The following is a 21,195-nucleotide window of genomic DNA, read 5'->3' on the forward strand; positions in this document are numbered from 1 at the left end:
TAAGAAGCTATTATTCATCGAACGAGAAAGGAATCTGTACAATGACCAAGAACTCCTATTCGCTGCCCGTGATTAAGAAACATTTGAAAGCCCAATTATTACTCATTATCAACCATTTTGCGCGGGGGTTGATCATGTGCCAGACAACGAATCGTTCTTGATTGTCGTGAAGCTATTTAGAGAGGTCGATTGAGGTCATGGGGAAAGTCCATTCAACTACACGCTCGACTACGATCTGGAACAGCATTGGCTTCAAAGTATTCCTGCTTTCCTTCCTCTCCGTCACCACGGTTTTGGCGTTACTCGGTGGTAGTGCGTATAGCGGACTTGTGTCGATGATGAAGCAGGTGCAGGAGAAGACGCTTCAGGAATCGATCAATTCTGCCGAGCAAGTGCTGCGCGTCCATCTGGATAACATCGAGACTCAGCTTGTGTTCCTGACGAGTCCGCAGATGATCGGTTCCTTAACGTTGGAGCAATATCGGGTATGGTTGGAACGTACGTATGCGATTCACTCGAATCGGATCAATGCCCTCTATTTACTTGAAGGTGGCAAGCTTAGCGCCTCTGCACCCGATACGATCAAATATTTCTCAGATCCGGAGCAAATGCTCAACATTTATACGCAGACGGCCAAATTTGGATTTTGGCGCAGCGAGCCTTATGAATCCCGGTTCTCCAAGATGACTGTGACCGTAGCACGTTCATTTCAGAAACCTGGCTCCAGTGAAATGTATACGGTTGCCGCGGATTTGAACTTGGACGCGCTGACTAGGGACTTGAGCTTGCCATCCGGGCCGGTCGGCACAAGTGTTTACTTGTTCTCGAAGGGGGGCGGCTTCATCTCGGCCAATGTCCCTTCGTTTCCATTCGATGTTGAGCTGAAGGCACGCAGTCTGGTCCAAGATCTGAATGCCTTCACGAACTCGGACAAGCGGCTCCAGACCTACAAGAAGGGGACGGAGACGTACAAAATATTGCGCAGCGACAGCCATTTCTGGAATTGGACGATCGTTGCGGTCATGAATGAATCGGATGCCTACCCCCTGCTGAAGATGGTGCGAACGAACACGTTATGGATCGTGGGCTTATGGGTGATCTTCTCGGTTGCAGCCGCTTACTGGCTGGCGACTTATATCCGCAAGCCGGTGCTGCACATCGTCAAGCAGATGAACAGAGGAGCGAACGGGGATCTGAATACGCGAATCGATTCGGAACGCAGTGATGAATTCATGTTTATCGCCGTCAGCTTCAATCAGATGATGGAGCGCATTGGCCACTTGTTCGAGGATCTTCGGCAGATGGAAGGGCAGAAGCGATACCACGAGCTGAAGGTGTTGCAGTCTCAGATCAATCCTCATTTTCTGTACAACACGCTCAATACGATATTTTGTCTAAGCGAGAACGAACGGGCCAATGAGATTGGGCCCTTGATCCGATCCATGGTCAGTGTATTGAAATTTACGATGGATAAAGTGGACGAGCTGGTCATGGTCAAGGACGAGCTGAGCAATGTGATGTGCTACGTAGAGCTGATGAAGCTTAGGTTCGGCGATATATTCGATGTGGACCCGATCATGTTCGAGGAATGYGAGGATCAGTGGATTCCTAAGCTGACGATTCTGACCTTGGTGGAGAACGCGATCTTCTATGGAATGAATCAGGGCGAGGAGCGCAATCATATTGTCATTGTGGCTAAGAGAAAGTCCGACCACATCTACACGATTGAAGTGTCAGACACGGGGCCAGGCATGGATCCAATCTTAATTCAACAGCTGCTTGGTCACAAGGCACAGAATTCAGCGGATACCGGGACAGAGCAAGCTCAAGCGCGGACGCAAGGCTTGAACAATCTGGGCATCCGGAACATCAAGGAGCGCATTGGGTTGCATTTCGGCGACCGTTATGGATTGAGTATTGACAGCGTGCTTGGTGAAGGTACAGTCATTACGGTCCAATTGCCGTATCGGGAGATAGATCGTCATGGAAGAGAGGAGGCGCAGCCAACATTATGATTCCGATCAAAGTCATATTGGCAGACGATGAGCCGCTCGTTCGGGAAAGGTATGCGGAACGTATCCCTTGGGAGGAGGCTGGATTCCAATTCGTCGGCGCCGCCTGCCATGGCGTTCAAGCGCTTGAGCTGATTGAGCAACATGCTCCTCATCTGGCGCTTATCGATATTACGATGCCGGTTATGGATGGGATGGAGCTGGCTGGGATTATCCGGTCCCGCTGGCCGAAGATGAAGATCGTATTCCTGACAGCACATGATGAGTTCGACTATGTCAAGCAAGCTCTGCTTATCGGAGCGAACGATTATTTGCTGAAGGTGGCGCTGTCGTCCGAACAAGTGCTGGCTACGTGCGAACGGGTCGCGCACACGATTCGCTCCGACCTGGAGCAGAGTGCCCGAAATGAGCTCGAGCGTACGCAGTTGGCGGAATACAATTGGACGAAACGTAAGGAAACGCTGGAGCAATTGCTGCATGCCTCCTCAAATGAGACAAATTCCGAGCATAGGAGCAGGTTGATGATGTCGCTGCCGCAAACGATGAAGCGAGGCTGTGTCGTATGGATCGGGTGGGAGCTGTTCGACGAGGCTGCTGACGATACGCAGGCGCCGTCGGAGCGACAGCGGGCTTTGTGTACCTATATGAAGCGTATTACGGAGGATGGGGCGGAGTCTGGTGTGGACATATTCCCCTGCGGAGTAAACAAGATGGCGCTTATTCTCACCGCGCAGACGGCCGGCGTATCGCTGGAGCAGCTGCTGCAGAAGCAGTTGGGCCACTGGCTCGATCAGGTGGAGCGTGAATCGGGCTTGTCCTGTTTTGCCTACATGGGCCACATATGTGGCTCGGTGCATGAACTTGTACTTGAGCTACTCCAAGGAACGGACGAGTTGACGGCCCACTTCTATGGGACCGATCGAATATTCAGGACCGATGTCCAGTCTGCCTGCGCTCGGATATTACCGGAGGCTGCCGCTGAGCTACTCCGCAAGGTGCGCTTGTCGGCTTCGGGTGGCGGCGAAGGCTATGTTCGTGAAGTCATCGATCATCTGACCAAGTTGCAGGACCCTCCGTATCACCCGGAAGATTTGTTGCGACTTGCGGAGCAGATCGTGTCTGAGACGGCGTTGTTCTATTCCGCTGAAGGAATCTCGAATCGTTCGTTGATCGAGCGATGGCCTGAATATGTGGCATGGTGGAGTCAAGTATGGACAAGCTCCCAGCCGTTCTGGTCAACGGGCAATGCCAAAGTCACGAGATTGGAAATTCGGGATGCCTGCCGCTACATTCAGGAACATTATTCAGAGGATTTGCTGTTATCGGATATTGCCAGGCGATTAGGGATGAATGCGAATTATTTCGGGCAATTGTTCAAGCAGGAGACAGGCCGCTATTTCTCCGATTACGTCAATCATATGCGTATTCAGAGAGCAGCTAATTTACTTGCCCGGTCCCCGATGAAAATTTATGAGGTTGCGCATGCGGTTGGCATAACGGATTATCGCCATTTTTGCAAAACGTTCAAAAAAATTACAGGCTTCACCCCTACGGCCTACAAGGACCAATTCTGAGCAAACGTGACGGGTCATCGAAGATTAACACACACAATCGAATATTACCGTAATATTCTTGGCCTCAGAAATCACTTATAGTCGAAATGTAAGCGTTTCGATGGATGAGTACCGCAGAAACGAACGATTATGAGGGGGCTAGAAATGTGAGTACAAGAAAAGGTTTACCGCAAAAATTGGCTAGAGTCGGAGGAGTAAGTGTTGCCGCGATAATGGCTGTCTCCCTGGTGTTGAGCGGATGTTCGAGCAGCAAAGAGAACGGCAAGGAGCCTGCTGGTACATCATCAGCAACGCCGAAGGCGGCGACAACTCCCGCACAACCGGAGAAGAAGAAAGTATCGCTGCGATGGAACGTGATCGCGCCCCAGAACGCTACATTGCCTTCTGGGGATAAGGATTTCGTCAAGAAAGCGATTGAGGAGAAGTTCAACGTCGAGCTGAAGATGGAGTACTTGTCTTCCGCGAACTACAACGATCAGTTGAATTTGAAGCTGTCGAGCGGCGACGCACCAGATTTCTTCATGTCTGCCGGTCTCGATTCCCAGAAACTCGTATTGGATGGGATTGGCGCGGATATGACCTCTTACGTCACTCCAGCCCGAATGCCGAACTACTTCAAATATTGGACGACGGATAAGGAAGTCAAGGGCTATCAGGTGCATAACCGATTCGCCAGATCCCTGGTTCCTTTTGTACGCAAGCCGGTGGATTCGTATTATGTTCGCAAAGATTGGCTGGATAAGCTGGGTCTGAAAGTCCCGGAAACGTACGATGAGATGCTGAATGTGATGAGGAAATTCAGAAACGATGATCCGGATGGCAACGGGAAGAAGGATACATATGGGTTTTCCGCGGCTGGGAATGGGACGACGCTTCCGAGCACTATGCCTCCTTTCAAGAAATACGGTATCCTGCCTAGCTTCGCCATCGTGAACAACAAGCTGGAAGTCGAAACGATGCATCCGAAGCTGGGAGACGTTATTACCGAGGTTCGCAGCTTGACCGATGAGGGCGTATTCGATCCAGACTGGTTCTTGAACAAAGGATCGCAGGATTTGGACAAGGGTGCTCAGGGGAAAGTCGGGATTGTGTATGCCTGGGATATTAGCTTTGCCCTGGAAGGCATTCCTACCAGCTATCAGAATAAGACGAAAGCTGTTGATCCGAAAGCGGATTGGAGACCGTTCCACCCCTCGGCCAAGACAGGGATAAGCGCAGAATATATCGCGGCGGATGCCTTCTTGTTCAACAGCACTACGGCGAAGAACAATCCGGATAAAATCGAACGTACGGTTGAAATTCTGGACTGGCTTTCCAGCGAGGAAGGTTATCTGCTGACCCACTACGGTAAGGAGGGGGTTCACTACACGCTCAAGGGTAAAGACATTCAATTGAACCCCGCTGCGATCAAGAAAGATATAACCGACCAAGGGGATTTCCTGAAAATCTATGGATTCTTCACCCCGGCCACGACGCCTGAAATAGTCGGAATGAACGAAATCAACCCTAACTTGTCCGACCGGGACCGGGAAATTATCGCCAAGGTGAAGTCGTATAAGACGTTGCCGTCCATTGGGACGAATGTAGCTCCTCCTCCGGGCTTCGTGTTGGCCGATTACTCCAGCAAGCGCAGAGAATTGACGATCAAGCTGTTGTTCGAAGAGAAGGATGCCTCGAACTGGACGGCGTATCGCGAAGAACTGTTGACCAAGTACAAGGGACGCGAGCTGTTCAAATCTTATGCGGAGCAAATATCCAAGGCTCTGGGCACTACTATTACGTTCGAATAAGGGATGGGCTAATCGGTAGCAGCTCACCACTAGTCGGCGGTGGAGGTCGGTCTCTGACAGCAGCGCTCAGACAGCAAAACATCGAGGAAAAAACTTTCATCGAAAAACTAAACTTGATCTATGAGGAAGCAAACAGTAGAGTCGATCCCGACACGGATTGGCGCAAGCTTTCTTCGAATCGGTTGATAGATCACATCGTCAATATCCATCACATGTATTTGCAACGTGAGCTTCCATTGCTGGGTGAATTTGTCACCAAAATATTACGGGTACACGGTCGGGAACATAGTGAGCTCGCCAAGCTTCACAAGCTATTTCAACTGATGAAGGCGGAGCTTGAGCAGCACTTGATCGCAGAGGAGGAGACTGTTTTTCCGCTGATCAAGGAGTTGGAAAACAATCCGTCTCTACCCCTTGCAGAGAAAACGGCGAGTGCGATTGCGGAGCTTGAGGCTGAGCACAGCGGCGTCGGTGATCTCCTGAAAGAGATGCGGGCCGTGACGGACGATTACGAACTGCCGGCCAGCGCGTGTCGGACTTATACGCTCACATTCCAAAAGCTGCAAGAGCTTGAGTTGGATTTGTTCCAGCATATCCATCTGGAGAACAATATCCTTTTCCAGCGCGTGAACAATCAAACGCCGGCTAATCCGTAACGGGCAGAGTTTCGCGAAGAGGCTGATCTTATATGATCAGCCTCTTCGCGTATGTGAATCGATCCGTTCGCGGTTGGTTTTCGATTGGCATCACGTTCTCATCGTTAAATCCGGCAAATCTCCTTAGGACAATGTGCACAATGGCAAATGTCGCTTAGCATCCGATTCACACTCTCCCGTGCCGCCCCGAACAATACAGCCAATTCCGTATTCGTTAATTTCTCTGAGCCACTTGTTTTCCGTTCAGCATCAAATCGCGAAATTTGGTCTGGGTCAAGCGATGCATGATTCCCATCCAATTCATAAAATCAAGAGCCATGCTTCCATTCTGCCGGAGAATAACTTCAAGATCGCTCTTCTGCATCACACCAATTGTACAATCTTCGATCGCTAGGGCATTGAAGCCTTGGATGGAATCCGGATAAGGATCGAATTGCCCCAATAAATCTCCATCCTGAAACAGATACAAGACAAACTCTTTCCCTTCGCTTGTCGTTTTGGTGATCTTTGCACGACCCTTTTTGATGTAGTGTAGTTTATCGGCACGGTCACCCTCCCAAAAAATAGGACTCCCGGCCGGAACATTGAACTCATACATGATTTTGCACAATAGGGCGAGATTTATTTCCGAAAAGCAGCTTGTATTACGAGCAGGATAAAGATTTTGGATATTTGCATGGACAGGTTCCATCGATCATCTTCCTCTCGAAGCACTTTATTAGAAAATGTAACAGAATGATGAAGGAAAAGACGTGACGTTTCTCACAGGTGTGTGTTTAAGCGTTCAATCCACATAATTTGGTAGTTTTGTTGAACAAAAATGAGGATTGGATCGGAAAACTCGAGACTTGTGACGCAAGTCACAGTTTGTGTAGAGCAACCATGTTTTAATTGGGCTATCAAAATTGATTTTTACGGAGGATGAGACATGGACCGGGCGTTTGCATCCAAATTTGCAAAAATGGTTTTTTTTGCAGTCGTTTTTCTCATAATTCTGATGTACATGGGATCTCGCTTTTTTACTCATATCGATTTGGCCTTGTATGGGTATATGGTCGGTACGGTCGTTTTTATCGGAGGCTTCTTCTACCGGTTTATTGCCTGGGCGGAGCGTCCGCCAACTAAGATCATCATGAAGAAGGGGCTTCGATTATTGCTTCGCAAGAGCACCCCGCAAACCTCGGTAGAGCATTTGGCCACCTATCGATTTATATGGAATCGCGGGTTATACCGATGGACGCAGCACGTGCTGCTAGGCTGGGGCTGCATTCTGTCTTGCTTCGTTACGTTTCCGCTCGTCTTCGGATGGATGTATTTCACCATGGAAGACAACGGATTTTATACAGTCGTAGGGTTTGGCATCGACCTCATGCGAGTCCGAGCGGACGGATGGATCGCCTTCTTATTCTACAATGCCTTGAACATAACAGCCTTCATGGTCATAGCCGGCGTTTGCATGGCGCTGTACAGAAGAATCAAGCATATGCAGGCGAGAGCGGAGCAAACGTTCGTATACGACTTTCTTCCCTTATACATGCTTCTGTTCATCAGCGTTACGGGGTTGATGCTGACAGCAGTCAACATCTTCTTGCACGGTTGGGGACATCCGGTCATTACGTTGATCCACCAGTGGTCGGTCATCATTACGTTAATCTACCTTCCATTCGGCAAACTGGCGCATATCCCGTTCCGGCCGATGAGCGTGCTCGCCAAAAATTACAGGGAGCATTACAGCACAAAGGCAATGAAATCGTGCCAAGTTTGCGGGACCGGATTTGTGTCAACCGAGCAAGCGAACGATGTCATTGATGTCCTGAAGCAGAACGGCGTTGAATTCAATATGGAGGAAGGCTTTCACTTGGCTGAGCTGTGCCTGGCTTGTCGGAGGAAGTACCGCATGTCCAGGTTTGCGGGTGTTCCTACCCACCAAATCAAGGTCAAGGAGGCCAATCAGAATGCAAAAGGATAAATTTTATAAAGATATCGCGAACAAGCATCACCCGAAGGAAAAGCTGGTCGCCACCCATTGTTCTTACTGCGGCATGCAGTGCGGCATGAACTTGAGGGTGAATACGGATACGAACACGATCATCGGCGTGGAGCCGAGATACGATTGGCCGGTGACGCTCGGCAAAATGTGTCCGAAAGGGGTTACCGCCTACCAGCAAACGAATCATGACGATCGACTGCTTCGCCCGTTGATTCGGGAAGATGCTTCGAAGAAAGGGACGAAGGAAGGGTTCCGGGAAGCCTCCTGGGATGAAGCTTACGACCTGATAGTTCGGAAGTTTAAAGAGCTGCAGAACAAATACGGCAAAGATTCGTTATCCGTGTTCAGTGGTGTTTCCATGACGAACGAAAAGTGTTATTTGACCGGGAAATTTGCCCGCGTTGCCTTGCAAACCCGATACATCGATTACAACGGAAGATTCTGCATGTCTAGCGCCGCGGCCGGATTTCTTCGCAGCCTTGGGGTGGATCGCGGATCGACGCTTCCTTGGACGGACATCCATGAGACGGATTGCTTATTCATTGCCGGAAGCAATACGGCCGAATGCCACCCAACCTCGATGTTCCGGGTATGGGAGGTGCAGAATCGCGGGGGATACCTGATTGTGGCGGATCCGAGAGAAACCCCGATCGCGAGACGGGCTGACGTTCATCTGGATCTCAAGCCGGGAACCGACCTGGCCTTGGCGAACTGCATGGTGAATCTGCTAATTCAGAACGGCTGCGCGGATGAACAGTTTATAGCCAATTATACGAACGGCTTCGAAGAAACGATGGAGATCGTGAAGCTGTTTACCCCGGAATATACGAGTGAAATTACGGGAGTGGCTCCGGAAAAGTTGATTCGAGCGGCGGAAATATACGGAAAAGCGCCGAATGCGATCGTCTTGTTCGCACGCGGGATCGAGCAGCAGCAAAAAGGGACCGATAACGTATCCGCGTACACGAATATGTGCCTGGTTACAGGGAAGATCGGTCGGCCCAAATCCGGAGTAGCTACGTTCACAGGTCAAGGAAACGGCCAAGGCGGCCGCGAACACGGACAGAAAGCGGATGCGCTGCCGGGTTACCGCAAGATTACGAATCCGAAGCATGTGCAGGAAGTTTGCAGCGTATGGGGAATCACGCCTGAAGAGATGCCGCAGCCTGGCGTCTCGGCCTATGAGATGTTCGAATTGATGACCGATCAGACGATACGCGGCTTATACCTGCTATGTTCCAATCCAGCGGTTTCTGCGCCCAATCTAAACTATGTCCGAGCGGCATTGAAAAATTTGGACTTCATGGTTTGCGCCGACATGTTTTTATCGGAATCGGCCGAATTTGCCGATGTCGTGCTTCCTTCCGTCACTTGGTCGGAGGACGAAGGAACGGTGACCAATCTGGAGGGCAGAATCATCAAGATCAATAAAGCCCAGGAACCGCTTGGTGAGTCGAAGCCGGATTGGTTAATCCAGGTAGAGCTTGCCGAACGTCTCGGACGCGGCCAATATTTCCGTCATCTGACTACGGCAAGGGAAGTCTCGGATGAATTGAGGCTGGCCTCCAAAGGCGGATATGCCGACTACTACGGGGCTACGTGGGAGAAGATCGAGAAGCAAGACGGCGTATTCTGGCCTTGCAGAGATGAACAAGACTCTGGAACACCTTATATGTTCCTGGATAAAAAGTTTTATCATCCTGACGGAAAGGCGAAGATTTGCGCGCTTCCTTATCGACCGGCTGCGGAGGAGCCTTGTGACCAATATCCGCTCAGGCTGACAACCGGCAGGGTCGTCTATCACTATTTATCCGGTAACCAGACGCGACGGATTCCGTTTTTGCGGGATATGTGCCCGGAGCCGTACGTCGAAGTTCATCCGGAAACGGCGAAGCTGTACGGCGTCGAACACGATGAAACCGTTCGTTTGTACACCCGGCGCGGCGAAACTTTTTATAAAGTGAAGATCATCGAAGCGATACGCAAAGATACTGTATTCGTCCCTTATCATTTCGGACATGAGCTGTCGATCAACCTGCTGACCATTCACGCCTTGGATCCGATTTCGAAAATGCCGGAGTTTAAAGTTTGCGCAGCACAGATCGAGAAGCTGGCGAGCAGCGGGAAGGGGGCAGCACAATGAAAAAAATCCTTTATATCGAAATGGACAACTGCATCGGCTGCCGCAGCTGTCTCGCGGCTTGCACACAGTGCGGCGGTCATGAAGAGCGGAACCGCAATTACGTCTATGAGGTCAATCCTCTTGTGAACCGGCAAACGATCCCGCTTATGTGCCTGCACTGCGTCAACCCTGCTTGCGCCAGAAGTTGCCCGGCCCAAGCGATTCAGATTACAGAAGAAGGAGCAGTGTTATCCGCCCTCGTAGAGAAATGCATCGGTTGTCAGAACTGTACGATTGCTTGTCCTTATGGCATTCCCAAGTTCGACGAAGAACAAAACCTGATGTATAAGTGCGATCTGTGTTACGACCGTACGAAGGAGGGCATCCCGCCCATGTGCGCATCCGTTTGCCCGACCAATACGTTGCAGTGGATCAATGAGGATGAATTGGCCGAGAAGCGGGAACAGCACCGTTTGGGCAAATGGCTTTCCAGCCATCAACCATTCGATCCATTGGAAGGCGAAACGAATGTGAAAATTAGTCTCCCTGGCATATTGCAGGGCAAGCAGAAGCTGTTCTGAAGCGGGACTCGAACCCGAATTAAGAGAGTGAGGTGTGCACATGGATAAAGATAAGAACAATAACGTTCCTTACAGCGAAGATAATTACACGCACAACATTCATAAAACCAATGAACGAAGCCTGGACCGGCGCGGGTTCATGAAGACGATGGTAGGCGCGGCGGGAGTGTTTGCCGTTTCCACCCTGCCGTGGGGAGCATTGGCGGCCAAAGAGTTGATAGGTAATGGACAGAAGAGCCATCCCAGGAAGAAAATCGCCGATGTTCAATCCTTGCAGGTGGGGAAAGCGATTGAGTTTGCCTATCCGGGTGAGCACGATTCGGCGCTATTGATCCGGTTGGGCGACAATGAGTTCAAAGCGTATCAAAATGCGTGCACCCATTTGAAATGCCCCGTATTCTGGAGCGGCGAAGAGGGGAAGATGGTTTGTCCGTGTCACCATGGCTTCTTTGACCCCAAATCGGGTGCTCCGACTGCCGGACCGCCAAGAAGACCGCTGCCTGAAATTGTGCTGGCCGTTGAAGGATCGACTATTTTTGCAACGGGAGTGAAACGGTATGAAGCGTAGTTACAGAGGAGTCATACTGCTAAGCGTCGTGCTCCTGTTCAACATCATCTGCACGCAGTATGTGGTCAACCACTATTATTATCAAAACTATAAGCTCGTTATTGGGTTTGCAGCGCTAAATGTTATTCTGTTTCCGATTGCCTTATTCATCTACAGGAAGGAAGTGAGACGTAATGGATCATAAGAAACTTCAATTACCGCTGCAAACCGTTAGTCTCATACTGGGGTTCATGGTGTGGGTCATCCTCTCTTCCTTAATGCCGTTCATTAAGGAAGAGATCAAGCTTACGTCCGGGGAATTGGCGTGGGTTACCGCCGTGCCGATCTTGTTTGGTTCCATCTTGCGCGTTCCTGTTGGCTATTGGACGAACCGCTACGGCGCGCGAAAGCTCTTTTCGATCAGTTTCGCGATCCTCTTCGCACCGGTATATTGGGTTAGCATGGCCGATTCCTTCCAGGATCTTATTATCGGAGGCGTGTTTCTAGGAATCGGGGGCGCCGTGTTTTCCGTAGGGGTTACTTCCTTGCCGAAGTATTATCCCAAGGAACGGCATGGATTTGTCAACGGAATTTACGGGATTGGCAATCTGGGGACGGCGTTAACCGCCTTTACCGCGCCAGTAGCAGCAAGCTATTTCGGCTGGCAAACAACCGTACTGCTGTATATGGTGCTGCTGGGCATACTTCTGATATTAAATTTTGCGTTCGGCGACCGTCATGAGCCCAAGGTAACGACTTCGTTGACGGAACAGATCAAAGGGGTATACCGCAACGAAAAACTATGGCTGCTGTGCTTGTTTTATTTTATTACGTTCGGTTCATTTGTCGCGTTTACGGTGTATTTGCCGAACTTTCTCGTATCCCATTTTCAATTGACGAAAGTCGATGCCGGACTTCGTACAGCCGGTTTTATCGTGCTGGCTACGATTATGAGACCCGTGGGCGGCTGGATGGGCGACCGTTGGAATCCTTTCAAAATCTTGATGTTCGTATTCGCCGGATTGACGTTATCGGCTGTGCTGTTATCGTTCGCCCCTTCCATTGGGCTGTATACCATCGGTTGTTTGACGATCGCGTTATGTGCGGGAACCGGCAACGGCACGATATTCAAGCTCGTTCCATTGTATTTCACGAAGCAAGCGGGGATCGCGAATGGACTTATATCGGCCATGGGAGGGCTTGGTGGATTTTTCCCGCCATTAATTTTGTCGCTGCTCTTTAGTTTGACGGGTCATTACGCCATCGGCTTTATGGCGCTGTCACAGATTGCTCTGGCCAGCTTGATCCTGGTGATTTGGCTGTTCTATCAGGAGAAATTAAGCTTGTCCTCCAGTATTGTAGAGAATACATCGCAAGGAATTATGGTTACCAATCCGTTGGGCGTTATTCAGACGGTCAACGTCCACTTCACGGAGGTGACCGGGTACACGGCGGAAGAGGCCATAGGACAAAAGCCGAGTATGCTCAAATCAGGACGTCAAGATGCCGGATTTTACTTGAACATGTGGGATACGATCCGATCAACAGGCAGTTGGCAGGGAGAAATATGGAATCGCCGTAAGAATGGAGACGTTTATCTGGAATGGCTTACGATCAATGCGATTCGAAATGAGTCGGGGGACATTAAATTTTTTGCCGCCATGTTTAGCGATATGACACCATTTCGACAGCCAAAGGATGTGAATTGAATGAAGTCGGAGTTTTTCATCGATCTAATCTTCATTCGTGAATGCGAATCGGACACATCAGCACATTCATTTGCCCGAACAATCGATGAGCAGCTGAATAGCTTGTTTTCGGAATTGGCGAACTGGAGCTTGGAACCAAAACAGGAAGACAATCTGGATTTCGTCCTAGTAGAGGTTATGGGTTCGGGTGTTTGGGAGAGGGAAGAGGACATTCTGGCCTACCTTGAAGATCATGCGTCGCCCCCATTCTGGAATTGGCTGCAAGGATACCGAATCCAGATCGATGTGAAACAACATGCGGAATGCAGTCATTGCGGCAACAATCAAGTTAGAGCCGAGGTATCCTAATGAAATGGGAAAATCGTTTGTCCAAGTATGAGGGAAGCCGGATCCAGGTATGGATTGAAGATCTTTCGGGCGAAGAACAGACAAAGCCAACGTATTATACTCTGTACATGGCCGCAGTGACGGAAGACCAAGCGTACATGCAAATTTATTTCAATGCTGCGCAGTTCCTTTCCATTCCCCTTTTTGACGATTCGCATACGATGCTGGAAAGCGGCCAAGCGGGACACTGTTTTATTTCACATGATCGTAAAGCCAGCTTGCGCTATCAAGTACAATTTGAAAAACACATATAAGGACCAAGGGCTGTACGCGAAATGATGCGGAAGGAGGGATGAGGGATGAGGATGATCAGACCGTTGATCGACACATTCGGCAGGGTTCACGATTACTTGCGAATATCCGTTACGGATCGATGCAATTTGCGATGCGTATACTGCATGCCTCCCGAGGGCATGGAATTCGAACCGGACGAGAACTTGTTAACGTATGAGGAAATAACCGAGGTTGTCCGAGTATTGGCAGGAATGGGCGTGAGAAAAGTAAGGCTGACCGGGGGAGAGCCGCTAGTTCGAAAGGAGCTTGAAACGTTAGTAGCCATGATCGCTTCGGTTCCGGGGATAGAAGATATCGCCTTGACCACAAACGGCATATTCCTCGCTCACAGAGCTGCGAGACTGAAAGCGGCAGGATTGACTCGCGTCAATATTAGCCTGGATTCGCTGCGTGCGGACAGATTTAGTTTCATCACGCGCGGCGGAGATGTGCGGCGTGTCCTTGATAGTATTGAAACATGCATCGATTTGGGCTTAGAACCGATCAAAATCAATGTGGTTCTAATGAAAGGAGTCAACGATGATGAAATCGAACATTTTTTGCGGATGTCGATCGAACGCCCGCTTCATATACGATTTATTGAGTATATGCCGATCGGCCATCAAGACAGGAGTTGGAAAACCTCATATTTGCCATTAACCGCTGTTATGGACCGTTGCAACGAAATGGGGTGGAAGGTTCATCCTTCGGATTCGATCTATGGAAACGGCCCTTCCCAAAACTACCGTATTGAGGGAGGCCAAGGAAGCTTCGGACTGATCCATCCCGTGAGCGACCATTTCTGTGAAACGTGCAACAGGCTTCGCCTGACGGCTGACGGCAATATTAAGCCTTGCTTATACTGGTCGGATGAATTTAATGTACGAAAGCGGATCGGAGACGATGAAGCGATGCGTGAGCTGTTCTATCAAGCTTTGAACCTGAAGCCGCAAAATCATGAAATGGCAAAAGCGCTGATCGGGGAGAAACAGACCCATCAGCCTACTTCCAGAACGATGTCGCAAATTGGAGGTTAGTATGGAACGCACACCTGCTACTAATCGCTTTCACCGTAAAGCGATTCAGACTGACGAGGCGCAGAAGATTATTCTAAATCATATTCGGCTCGGAGACACGGAAGATGTACAGTTGGAAGAAGCTTATGGCAGAAGATTGGCGGCAACTCTATTCGCATCGGACAACATGCCGCATTTTCGCCGTTCTGGGATGGATGGGTTCGCTATACAATCGGAATCGACATGCGGAGCATCTTCTCAAGGTCCGGTTATCCTCGAAGTAATCGAGAGTATCCCTTGCGGCTCAACGCCTACGAAGGAAATATCAAGATGCACGGCATCGAGGATTATGACGGGGGCTATGGTGCCAGACGGAGCGGATGCGGTTATCATGCTCGAAATGACGGAAACCTTTCAACAGTATGGAAAAACGTTTATTTCCATCCAAAAACAAATCATGGCGGGTCATAACGTGACTCCAGTCGGATTCGAACTGGCTAAAGGCGAGCTGGTGCTTGATAGGGGAAGGAAGATTCATGCAGGTGAGATTGCTCTGTTAGCTGCACTAGGAGTTGGAACGGTCCGTGTGTTTAAACGTCCGAGGGTAGCTGTACTCGCAACCGGTTCAGAGTTGCTGAGCCATCACGTGCCTTTGGAACCCGGCAAAATCAGGAACAGCAATGCGCCTATGTTGGCTGCCCTGATTCGGGATGCAGGCGGAATCCCTGTACAAGCAGATTTCATACCTGACGATGTGAATCAGGCCATGGAGACCATAACCCAAGCCTTCTCCAATGCGGATTTCGTCATCACTACGGGCGGGGTCTCTGTAGGCGATTATGATATTATGGTCGATCTGTTCGGCGCCTGGGAAGGCACGATGTTGTTTAACAAGGTGACGATGCGGCCGGGAAGCCCAACGACAGTTGGCGTGTGGAAGGATAAATTTCTTTTCTCGCTATCGGGGAATCCGGGAGCCTGCTTTGTAGGGTTTGAGTTGTTCGTGCGTCCAGTTATAGGGGGCATGCAAGGGAAACACAATGTTCTCCCTCCGGAAGCAACCGCGTATTTAGGCGAGGATTTTACGAAAGTCAACGCCTACCACAGGTTTGTTCGGGGGAGAAGTTATGTCGAAGACGGCAAGGTATATGTGAAGCAGGCAGGACCCGATCAGTCGAGCGTAATGCGTTCGATCAAAGATTCCGATTGCTTAATCGTCATCCCTCCGGGAGGCCGGGGTTTGTATGCAGGAGAATTGGTTAAAATCATTAAACTCGGAGCTGCGGAATGAGGAATGGATCCTGGTCAGATTCGGCAAATTTCCTTCGGACAAGCGGGGCAAGTAGGACAGTTGCACATCCGGCGCAGATCGTCCAAACGGCGAATAATCATTTTTCCGTTCACGATGTCGATCGAGCCTTCGTCCTTCATGGCGCTCAACATCCGATTCACGCTTTCCCGGCTTGTTCCGATCATATCGGCCATATCCGTGTTCGTGAGCTTAATATCCAATCGGATCCCGTCCTTGCACAGAACGCCATACGTGTTGCTCAGACGGATTAACGTCGAAGCCAACGCACCGGGTTTGCCGAACAACAGCAGATCGCGAAATTTGGATTGGGTAATGCGGTGCATCAGTCCCATCCAATTCATGAATTGAAGGGCAAAATCGGCGTGCCGAACAAGAAGAGCCTCCATGTCCTTCCATGTGATGATGCCGATTTCCCCGCTTTCGATCACTTCAGCGCTGAAGCTGTGCGTCATATTGGAATACCCGCCAATCTCGCCGAGCAAGTCTCCATTTCGCAAAACAGATAGTACGAAATCTTTCCCTTCCTCAGTCGACTTCCGCAGCTTCACCCGACCTGAGCAAACGAGATAAAGTTTCCCGGTCGTATCGCCTTCGTGGAACAAATACGTACCTGCATCCATTTTCTTCGTGTTCATGATGCTTTGCAATTTATCCAGATGATCTGCGGAGAAAAAGTCCGCTATTCCGCTTTCGAAATGAACAAATTGCGTTCCTCTCGTTGTCGTATTCGTTTGCACCGGGCAGTTCATGGCCATTCGCGCCACTCTCCTTCGCTCTCTATGTACCTATCATAACGTTAGCATCTGCATATTGTTATCGGGGAATCCACTGATCTTTGGATTTGAGATTCCCCTAATTTACTGTGAGGAAAATCACTATTATAGGGATCCAGGCTGAAAATCAGGTTATTCCCTGATCGGTTTTTCAGGGAGTTCCCTAATTGCACATTGCCGGAGAAAGACTAAAATAAAGAAGAAGAAATTGATTCAAGAGGATAGGGGGAAGCGTAGAATGGGAAACGAGAAAGCGATATTAGACGAGCTGGATCAGCTGCGCCTCTCGACTTCCAGCGACTTTTCCGCCCTTGCGTTGATAGATGACCGTGAACACCGGATAAGGTGGGCGTATGCTTCCGGCAACGACAATGAGCGCTATAGGCAAATCAGCCTGCGTATGGGACGCGGGTTGGCCGGGATGGCTATTCGGTTGGGGCGTCCGATTGTTGTTGACTCCTCGGTGCCGGGCTACGGACAAGTCAGTCCGGAATACTCCATTATGTTAGCGGAAAACTTGCGAGCAGCCATCGCTGTTCCTGTTCCCGCCCCGGGCGGAATTCGCGGCGTACTGCTGGTCGGCAGCCGAGCGGAGCGTGTATACCCGCAAGAAGTTATCGTTCAAGTTACTCAAGCGTGCGAACATGTCGCTCCTAACATTACACAACATCCATAATTTATGTGCCTTCCGTGATGAATCCCTTGTTGATGGGATTCATTTTTATTTGTATGATGAAGGCATGCAGAGAGTGAAGAAATGGAGGAGGAAGAGGATGGTTCGGGTTCTGGTCGTTGATGATCATGCTGTAGTCAGGTCGGGGCTCATCATGCTGCTTGACGGCAAGCATAATATGGAAGTGGTAGGAGAAGCGGCGGATGGCAATGAAGCGATTGCCAAGGCGATCGAGCTGCAGCCGAATGTCGTATTGATGGATCTGAGCATGCCGAACGGCAAGGATGGGCTCACCGCAACTGCTGAATTGAAGAAGCAGTTGCCTGATACGTCGATTCTGATCCTCACTATGCATGATGACGAAGAATACTTGTTCCGGGCGATTCACGTCGGCGCATCCGGGTATATCTTGAAAAGCGCTCCGCACGAAGAATTGTTGCTCGCGATTCGTTCCGTTGCCATAGGCAATGCTTATTTGTATCCGACGGCAACGAAACGGCTGATGAGCGAATACATGGATAAGTTGAAGCACGGGGAGAATGCGGGCACTTACGAATCGCTATCGGATCGGGAGAAAGAAATTTTGGCCAAGGTAGCCCAAGGGTACTCCAATAAAGAAATCGCCGAACAATTGGTGATCAGCGTCAAAACGGTCGAATCCCATAAAAGCAATTTGATGGAAAAGCTCGGTCTGAAAACAAGACCTGACTTAATCAAATTCGCTCTAAAGAAAGGACTGCTTCACTTTGAATAATCAGGATAAGCAGTTTCCGGAAGCGATCGGCCAAAATGTAAGTGTTCTGTTGACGCAGCTTGAAGTGCATATAGCAGATTCGCAGATTCGAGAAGATCTTAAACGATCGCTCAAGCAGTTGGCCGATGTGAAATTTGCATTGGATGAATCCTCGATTGTGGCCATGACGGACAGGCTGGGATCGATTCAATATGTGAACGACAAATTTTGCGAGATTTCTCAATATAATCAGGCCGAGCTTATCGGGCGGGACCACCGGATTATCAATTCGGGCTACCATGGTAAACCGTTCATGCAGAACTTATGGAAAACCATCTCTTCCGGTCAAGTGTGGCGCGGCGAAATCAAGAACAGGGCGAAGGACGGGTCGTATTACTGGGTCAACACGACTATCGTACCATTTGTCGGCGAGGACGGACGACCTTACCAATACTTGGCGATTCGCAATGAAGTAACGAAACTGAAACAGGTGGAAGAACAACTGCAGCTCATGATGGCTCAAGTGATGCGGATTCAGGAAGAAGAGCGCAGGCGGTTTTCCCGCGAATTGCATGACGGGATCGGACAAAGCTTGTATTCCTTGATCATTCGATTGGATCGGATGATGGCAGATGCAGGCGAGGATGCAGTCGAGATACATGCGTTGCGGCAGGACGTATCGCATATTATTGAAGATGTTCGGGAGTTGGCTTGGGAGCTTCGCCCTTCCGTTTTGGACGATTTGGGCGTAGTGCCTGCCATCCGTACTTATATAGAGAACTTTTCGCAACATTACGGCATACGGGTTAACCTGAAATGCGATTTGCGAAGGCGGCTAGGCGTTCAAGAGGAGACGACCATTTATCGAGTTATGCAGGAGGCTTTGACCAACATCGCCAAGTATGCAGATGTGTCAGAGGCAAGCGTTACGGTGCGGGACGCGATAACACATGTAGAAGTTTGTATCGAGGATGAGGGAAATGGTTTTTCCCATGGTGTCGGTACAAAAGGAGTCGGGCTGTTCAGTATGGAAGAGAGAGCAAGGGGGGTAGGCGGACAGTTCGATATCCGTTCGGTGCAGGGGCAAGGGACATCCGTTACTCTTATTGTACCCTTGAAGCTGGATCAAGCTTAATAAATAAAAGGGATGACCAAGAAGAGCCGTTGCGTACCCAAGTGGGTGTTAACGGCTTTTGTCTTTCAATTGAGTTTTATGAATCGGCATAGGGATCAATTCCAGTCCATTGATACATTTGCTTAGATTTTTGAATAATTCTCGCGCCTTTTTCTCGTCAAACAGGATCAAGTAGCTTTTATCTCCATACACAATGTGCCAATTGGTTTTATCAGGGTTTGTGAACAAAACAAACAATCAACTCCTATTTTTAACCGTAAGACTCTCCGGACTTCAGTCCATAAGGAGCCAGTGGAGGCAGGTGGCAAAACAATTTGTCATGTGCCGGTTGAAGAGTTATGCTACATGTTGTAAGGTTAAAACCTCAACAGATACGATATGTATCTAATTATATCGTGAGGAAGTCAGAAATAGCCTGTTTTTATGGATGTTKGTATAGACTATATGTCTAATGATGCTATTCACTATTAAGATACAATTTGTATCTATTTTTGTCAACACAGAAATCGAATGTGATGGGCCACCAAGGGCTTTTTTGACGAAGCGACGTCGGCACTATCCGATTTTACTATTTTGAGCATTGAATGATCGATTGACTTCGTATATGATTGAATGTGTGCGAATTAGAGACTAATAGGAAAGGTAGGATGGCAAATGGGGCAGCAACAAGCAACAACAAAGTTGGGTGTTATCGGGCTGGGCGGTCGCGGAAGTGGTTTATTACAGCTTCTGTTGACTATGGAGGATGTAGAAGTAACGGCGATATGTGATCTATATGAGGAGCGCCTGCAGATGGGGCTAGATATAACTAGCAAGTCGGGACGTTCACAAGCTGAGGGATACGTAGACTACAAGCAACTGCTCGCTCGTACAGACATTCAGGGTGTAGTTATTGCTACGACCTGGGTTACTCATGCCGAGATCGCCATCGCTGCTATGCGAGCAGGGAAGTATGCAGGCATTGAAGTTGGGGGAGCGGCGTCCTTGGAAGAATGCTGGGAGCTGGTTAGAACTTCCGAGCAAACTGGAATGCCTTGCATGCTGTTAGAAAATTGCTGCTACGGCCGCGATGAGCTTGCGGTCATGAATATCGTGAAGCAAGGTTTGTTCGGCGAGTTGATCCATGCCCAATGCGGCTACGAGCACGACCTGCGCGACGAAGTGGCGATGGGGGACGTCAATAAGCATAATCGCTACCTGAATTACCTGCACCGCAACGGAGAGGTGTATCCGATTCATGGCCTCGGGCCGGTGTCGAAGACGCTGGAGATCAATCGCGGCAACCGTCTCGTGACGTTAACCTCGATGTCGTCGAAAGCGCGCGGCATCAAGCAATGGGCGACCGACAAATTCGGCGAGCACGATCCAAAGGCCAAGCTAGACTGGGCACAAGGCGATATTGTGACTACTATGATCAAGTGTGCGGGTGGAGAAACGATCTCGATCATCCACGACACGACGCTGCCCCGTCCGTATTCGAGAGCGGGCAGGGTGCAAGGGACGAAGGGGTTGTGGATGGAAGACAACAACTCGATCCATATCGAAGGCAGAAGTCCAGCGCATAAGTGGGAGTCGTTCGATGACTACCGCGAGCAATATGAGCATCCGATCTGGAAGCAATATTTGGACATGGGTGTCCGCGGCGGACATGGGGGAATGGATTATTTGGTTCTCCGTGCCTTCACAGAGAGCATCATGAATCAGACACAAACGCCGATCGACGTCTATGATACTGCAGTATGGATGGCAGTAACGGTATTGTCAGAGGAGTCAGTTGCACTCGGAAGCATGCCGGTCGCTATCCCTGATTTCACCAAGGGGAAGTGGATCAGCCGTGAGCCCGCCCCTGTAGGTCGGTATTCGTTGGATACTATCGATCCAAAGCAGTTTGCCTTATAAATCGAATATAGAG

The 21,195-nt window shown here is 49.7% G+C and carries 19 protein-coding genes and 1 pseudogene; 18 read left to right on the forward strand and 2 right to left on the reverse strand.

Annotated elements, in window-relative coordinates:
* Nucleotides 1–197: 197 nt before the first annotated feature.
* From AC1DWB_RS07895 to ric, 4 genes are all read left to right on the forward strand, one after another.
* Entirely contained in the window at nt 198–2,015 is a 1,818-nt protein-coding gene (locus AC1DWB_RS07895) for a cache domain-containing sensor histidine kinase (protein WP_477540494.1), read from the forward strand.
* Nucleotides 2,012–3,586: a response regulator gene (locus AC1DWB_RS07900; protein ID WP_477540495.1), complete on the forward strand. Its 1,575-nt coding sequence runs from the start codon at nt 2,012–2,014 to the stop codon at nt 3,584–3,586. Before AC1DWB_RS07895 ends, AC1DWB_RS07900 begins: the two co-directional genes overlap by 4 nt.
* A gap of 146 nt (nt 3,587–3,732) precedes the next feature.
* Entirely contained in the window at nt 3,733–5,376 is a 1,644-nt protein-coding gene (locus tag AC1DWB_RS07905; protein WP_477540496.1) for an extracellular solute-binding protein, read from the forward strand.
* 11 nt (nt 5,377–5,387) lie between these two features.
* Nucleotides 5,388–6,032, forward strand: a complete 645-nt coding sequence (gene ric / locus AC1DWB_RS07910; protein WP_477540549.1) for an iron-sulfur cluster repair di-iron protein — start codon at nt 5,388–5,390, stop codon at nt 6,030–6,032.
* Nucleotides 6,033–6,136: 104 nt separating this feature from the next.
* On the opposite strand, the pseudogene AC1DWB_RS07915 reads toward ric, so the two are convergent.
* A pseudogene (locus AC1DWB_RS07915) lies at nt 6,137–6,723 on the reverse strand (Crp/Fnr family transcriptional regulator).
* A gap of 237 nt (nt 6,724–6,960) precedes the next feature.
* Here AC1DWB_RS07915 and AC1DWB_RS07920 point away from each other — a divergent pair.
* From AC1DWB_RS07920 to AC1DWB_RS07965, 10 genes are read left to right on the forward strand one after another with little or no spacing between them, the layout of a single operon-like run.
* Nucleotides 6,961–8,001 carry a hypothetical protein gene (locus tag AC1DWB_RS07920; protein WP_477540497.1) on the forward strand — a complete coding sequence of 347 codons (1,041 nt, stop codon included), beginning with the start codon at nt 6,961–6,963 and terminating at the stop codon, nt 7,999–8,001.
* On the forward strand, nt 7,988–10,165 hold the full coding sequence (locus tag AC1DWB_RS07925) for a molybdopterin oxidoreductase family protein (RefSeq protein ID WP_477540498.1): 2,178 nt from the start codon (nt 7,988–7,990) through the stop codon (nt 10,163–10,165). Before AC1DWB_RS07920 ends, AC1DWB_RS07925 begins: the two co-directional genes overlap by 14 nt.
* On the forward strand, nt 10,162–10,725 hold the full coding sequence (locus AC1DWB_RS07930) for a 4Fe-4S dicluster domain-containing protein (RefSeq protein WP_477540499.1): 564 nt from the start codon (nt 10,162–10,164) through the stop codon (nt 10,723–10,725). Before AC1DWB_RS07925 ends, AC1DWB_RS07930 begins: the two co-directional genes overlap by 4 nt.
* 40 nt (nt 10,726–10,765) lie before the next feature.
* Entirely contained in the window at nt 10,766–11,293 is a 528-nt protein-coding gene (locus AC1DWB_RS07935) for a Rieske 2Fe-2S domain-containing protein (RefSeq protein WP_477540500.1), read from the forward strand.
* On the forward strand, nt 11,283–11,477 hold the full coding sequence (locus AC1DWB_RS07940; RefSeq protein ID WP_477540501.1) for a hypothetical protein: 195 nt from the start codon (nt 11,283–11,285) through the stop codon (nt 11,475–11,477). Before AC1DWB_RS07935 ends, AC1DWB_RS07940 begins: the two co-directional genes overlap by 11 nt.
* Nucleotides 11,467–12,981, forward strand: a complete 1,515-nt coding sequence (locus AC1DWB_RS07945; protein ID WP_477540502.1) for a nitrate/nitrite transporter — start codon at nt 11,467–11,469, stop codon at nt 12,979–12,981. The genes AC1DWB_RS07940 and AC1DWB_RS07945 overlap by 11 nt, the downstream gene beginning before the upstream one ends.
* A complete protein-coding gene (locus tag AC1DWB_RS07950; RefSeq protein ID WP_477540503.1) occupies nt 12,982–13,329 on the forward strand; it encodes a hypothetical protein in 348 nt (115 codons plus the stop codon). It begins immediately after the preceding gene.
* The gene (locus AC1DWB_RS07955) at nt 13,329–13,622 is read left to right on the forward strand and encodes a hypothetical protein (protein WP_477540504.1); all 294 of its coding nucleotides are present in this window, start codon (nt 13,329–13,331) and stop codon (nt 13,620–13,622) included. Before AC1DWB_RS07950 ends, AC1DWB_RS07955 begins: the two co-directional genes overlap by 1 nt.
* Before the next feature lie 51 nt (nt 13,623–13,673).
* On the forward strand, nt 13,674–14,678 hold the full coding sequence (gene moaA, locus AC1DWB_RS07960; protein WP_477540550.1) for a GTP 3',8-cyclase MoaA: 1,005 nt from the start codon (nt 13,674–13,676) through the stop codon (nt 14,676–14,678).
* A gap of 1 nt (nt 14,679) precedes the next feature.
* The gene (locus tag AC1DWB_RS07965) at nt 14,680–15,948 is read left to right on the forward strand and encodes a molybdopterin molybdotransferase MoeA (RefSeq protein ID WP_477540505.1); all 1,269 of its coding nucleotides are present in this window, start codon (nt 14,680–14,682) and stop codon (nt 15,946–15,948) included.
* 14 nt (nt 15,949–15,962) lie between these two features.
* Here AC1DWB_RS07965 and AC1DWB_RS07970 read toward each other — a convergent pair whose 3' ends face one another.
* Nucleotides 15,963–16,724 (reverse strand): Crp/Fnr family transcriptional regulator, encoded by a 762-nt coding sequence (locus tag AC1DWB_RS07970; RefSeq protein ID WP_477540506.1) that lies wholly within the window; start codon nt 16,722–16,724, stop codon nt 15,963–15,965.
* 256 nt (nt 16,725–16,980) lie between these two features.
* Between AC1DWB_RS07970 and AC1DWB_RS07975 the strand changes: the two genes are divergently transcribed.
* The 4 genes from AC1DWB_RS07975 to AC1DWB_RS07990 all read left to right on the forward strand — a co-directional run bounded on the left by AC1DWB_RS07975 (nt 16,981) and on the right by AC1DWB_RS07990 (nt 21,182).
* A complete protein-coding gene (locus AC1DWB_RS07975) occupies nt 16,981–17,418 on the forward strand; it encodes a GAF domain-containing protein (RefSeq protein WP_477540507.1) in 438 nt (145 codons plus the stop codon).
* Nucleotides 17,419–17,515: 97 nt separating this feature from the next.
* Complete coding sequence (locus AC1DWB_RS07980) at nt 17,516–18,169, forward strand: response regulator transcription factor (protein WP_477540508.1); 654 nt, start codon at nt 17,516–17,518, stop codon at nt 18,167–18,169.
* On the forward strand, nt 18,162–19,283 hold the full coding sequence (locus AC1DWB_RS07985; RefSeq protein WP_477540509.1) for a PAS domain-containing sensor histidine kinase: 1,122 nt from the start codon (nt 18,162–18,164) through the stop codon (nt 19,281–19,283). Before AC1DWB_RS07980 ends, AC1DWB_RS07985 begins: the two co-directional genes overlap by 8 nt.
* 654 nt (nt 19,284–19,937) lie before the next feature.
* Nucleotides 19,938–21,182, forward strand: a complete 1,245-nt coding sequence (locus AC1DWB_RS07990; protein ID WP_477540510.1) for a Gfo/Idh/MocA family protein — start codon at nt 19,938–19,940, stop codon at nt 21,180–21,182.
* Nucleotides 21,183–21,195: the final 13 nt, after the last annotated feature.

Source organism: Paenibacillus sp. P4_E11, from assembly GCF_056401635.1.

Excerpts from the sequence above, each read along its gene's own strand:
- AC1DWB_RS07935 (WP_477540500.1), top strand. The coding sequence starts at position 10,766 with ATGGATAAAGATAAGAACAATAACGTTCCTTACAGCGAAGATAATTAC.
- moaA (WP_477540550.1), top strand. The coding sequence starts at position 13,674 with ATGATCAGACCGTTGATCGACACATTCGGCAGGGTTCACGATTACTTG.
- AC1DWB_RS07920 (WP_477540497.1), top strand. The coding sequence starts at position 6,961 with ATGGACCGGGCGTTTGCATCCAAATTTGCAAAAATGGTTTTTTTTGCA.
- AC1DWB_RS07930 (WP_477540499.1), top strand. The coding sequence starts at position 10,162 with ATGAAAAAAATCCTTTATATCGAAATGGACAACTGCATCGGCTGCCGC.
- AC1DWB_RS07945 (WP_477540502.1), top strand. The coding sequence starts at position 11,467 with ATGGATCATAAGAAACTTCAATTACCGCTGCAAACCGTTAGTCTCATA.
- AC1DWB_RS07955 (WP_477540504.1), top strand. The coding sequence starts at position 13,329 with ATGAAATGGGAAAATCGTTTGTCCAAGTATGAGGGAAGCCGGATCCAG.
- AC1DWB_RS07965 (WP_477540505.1), top strand. The coding sequence starts at position 14,680 with ATGGAACGCACACCTGCTACTAATCGCTTTCACCGTAAAGCGATTCAG.
- AC1DWB_RS07970 (WP_477540506.1), bottom strand. The coding sequence starts at position 16,724 with ATGGCCATGAACTGCCCGGTGCAAACGAATACGACAACGAGAGGAACG.
- AC1DWB_RS07925 (WP_477540498.1), top strand. The coding sequence starts at position 7,988 with ATGCAAAAGGATAAATTTTATAAAGATATCGCGAACAAGCATCACCCG.
- AC1DWB_RS07940 (WP_477540501.1), top strand. The coding sequence starts at position 11,283 with ATGAAGCGTAGTTACAGAGGAGTCATACTGCTAAGCGTCGTGCTCCTG.
- AC1DWB_RS07980 (WP_477540508.1), top strand. The coding sequence starts at position 17,516 with ATGGTTCGGGTTCTGGTCGTTGATGATCATGCTGTAGTCAGGTCGGGG.
- AC1DWB_RS07975 (WP_477540507.1), top strand. The coding sequence starts at position 16,981 with ATGGGAAACGAGAAAGCGATATTAGACGAGCTGGATCAGCTGCGCCTC.
- AC1DWB_RS07900 (WP_477540495.1), top strand. The coding sequence starts at position 2,012 with ATGATTCCGATCAAAGTCATATTGGCAGACGATGAGCCGCTCGTTCGG.
- AC1DWB_RS07990 (WP_477540510.1), top strand. The coding sequence starts at position 19,938 with ATGGGGCAGCAACAAGCAACAACAAAGTTGGGTGTTATCGGGCTGGGC.
- AC1DWB_RS07950 (WP_477540503.1), top strand. The coding sequence starts at position 12,982 with ATGAAGTCGGAGTTTTTCATCGATCTAATCTTCATTCGTGAATGCGAA.